The sequence below is a fragment of the Sphingomonas sp. LH128 genome (assembly GCF_000293195.2).
GTDB classification, from domain to species: domain Bacteria; phylum Pseudomonadota; class Alphaproteobacteria; order Sphingomonadales; family Sphingomonadaceae; genus Novosphingobium; species Novosphingobium resinovorum_A.
The window spans coordinates 1-1,909 of record NZ_ALVC01000379.1; the positions used below are offsets into that span (position 1 = coordinate 1).

Annotated in this window: 1 protein-coding gene and 1 pseudogene; both read left to right on the forward strand. The window is 59.3% G+C overall.

Features of this window, described 5'->3' with window-relative positions; all coding sequences use genetic code 11:
* Positions 1 to 79 precede the first annotated feature (79 nt).
* Positions 80 to 1,112, forward strand: a pseudogene (locus LH128_RS25620) (IS110 family transposase).
* Positions 1,113 to 1,428: 316 nt separating this feature from the next.
* The gene (locus tag LH128_RS33800) at positions 1,429 to 1,611 is read left to right on the forward strand and encodes a hypothetical protein (RefSeq protein WP_156799939.1); all 183 of its coding nucleotides are present in this window, start codon (positions 1,429 to 1,431) and stop codon (positions 1,609 to 1,611) included.
* The last annotated feature ends 298 nt before the right edge of the window (positions 1,612 to 1,909 follow it).

A 1,909-nucleotide genomic window follows, 5' to 3' on the forward strand; every position in this document is an offset into this window, starting at 1 on the left:
TTGGGTGATGGGGTGGACGCCCCCCGACGGCATCGATGTGCCATAGTGGAGGTGTTGAACACCACTTGAGGAGGCGTCCGTGTCGGAAGTTACCACAATCGGTTTGGATATCGCCAAGAATGTTTTCCATGCGCATGGTGCGGATGCGCGTGGGCGAGCGTTGTTCAGTCGCAAAATCAGCCGCACCAAGCTGCTGGAATTCTTTGCCCAGCATCCGCGGTGCACGGTGGCGCTCGAGGCTTGCGGAGGCGCGCATCACTGGGGCCGCGAACTCACGGGGCTAGGGCATGACGTGAAGCTCATTGCGCCAACTTACGTGAAGCCGTTCGTGAAGCGGCATAAAAATGATGCGATAGATGCCGAGGCGATCTGCGAGGCGGCACAGCGGCCAAACATGCGGTTTGTGGCGATCAAAAGCGAAGAGCAACAGGCATCCGGGCTGGTGTTCCGGACCCGCGATTTGCTGGTGCGTCAGCGTACGCAACTGATCAATGCGATCCGAGGGCACCTCACTGAGTATGGCTGGGTGGCGCCAAAGGGGCCGTCGCACGTTGCGATGCTTGGTGACCTGCTCGAAGACGAGATTGGCTCTTCGCTTCCTGAGGCAGCCAAGGCGATGTTTCGCACGATGCTAGATCTTTTGGAGGAACTGAACGACAGGATCGGTGATCTCGACAAAGAGATCGCACGGCGAGCACGCGAGGATGCGATCGCGCGACAGCTCATGACGATCCCTGGCGTGGGCCCGATCACGGCCACCGCTATCGCGGCGCTGGCCCCGCCGGCCGAGACCTTTGCAAAGGGGCGCGACTTTTGCCGCCTGGCTCGGTCTCGCACCTCGGCAATTGTCGACGGGAGGCAAACAGAAGCTGGGCTCGATCACGAAGATGGGCGAGCGAACACTCAGGCGGCTACTCATCATCGGTAGCAGCGCTGTCGTGCTACAGGCGAGCAAACGAGGCGCTCCGGCAGGATCATGGCTCGAACAGATGCTGGCCAGGAAGCCGCGCATGTTGGTGACCGTCGCGCTTGCCAACAAGACTGCGCGGATCATCTGGGCGTTGCTCATGAGCGAAGAGGATTACAGAGTTCCGGTCGCAACTGCGGCGTAAGCCACAGCGGACCAGGGGTCGTCGGAGGACGTAGTCGGTCGAAGGAGGGTATGGCACAACAGTCGGCGAGACGGGGCTGGAAGAACCAGTGCTAACCACCGTGCCACATGCACGCTTAGGGTGAAGTGGTTCCAGTCCGCGAACTCCCATACGGGCCCGCAGCCTCCGGTGCTGCATCAGAGGCCGGACAGATGGCAGCATCCGACTACGTGCCTATTCTCCCGAATACCGCTTGCGTTCGTGCGGGCGTCCACAGATGGGTAGCGGACCGAAGGATTGCTAGCGTTCCTCGTTCTTTCGCTATGGGGCTAATCGAATGGCCATCGAGAAGTCGAAAATTTTGAAGATGGGCATCCCTCTCGCCGGGTCCACATTTATTTTAGCTCTTGAATGCTTTCGCTACGGGCTCTCATGGCGCATCCTTGCTACACTAGGAGTCTTTGTTGGCAGCTACTTCCTCGCCTCAATTATTCTTGGTCGGAAAGCCAATCGACTATGACGGCCTGACACAGGCCCTTGCGGCTATCGTGGTCACGAACGGGCTCGTCCACACAGGGGCGCGGGCGGTCAGGCAGCCTTTCTTCGCGGGCGGGCGGAAACGGACAAGCGGGAATGGAGCGCGGCCCCCGGCCCCTAAAGGACCGAAAGGGGTGGAAAGCAGCCATGGCGCGACATATGGTTTATGAATGATACAGGATCGTAAGCGCAGTCCCTACGTCAAAGCATGTGTGTTCATGCTTTACCTGATCGTTGCCCTGTTTGTGATCATGTGGGTTTTGCCATCGGCTTTAACGAAC

What these genes read in the sequence shown, in the direction of transcription:
- LH128_RS33800 (WP_156799939.1), top strand. Translation starts at nt 1,429, where the DNA reads ATGGCCATCGAGAAGTCGAAAATTTTGAAGATGGGCATCCCTCTCGCC.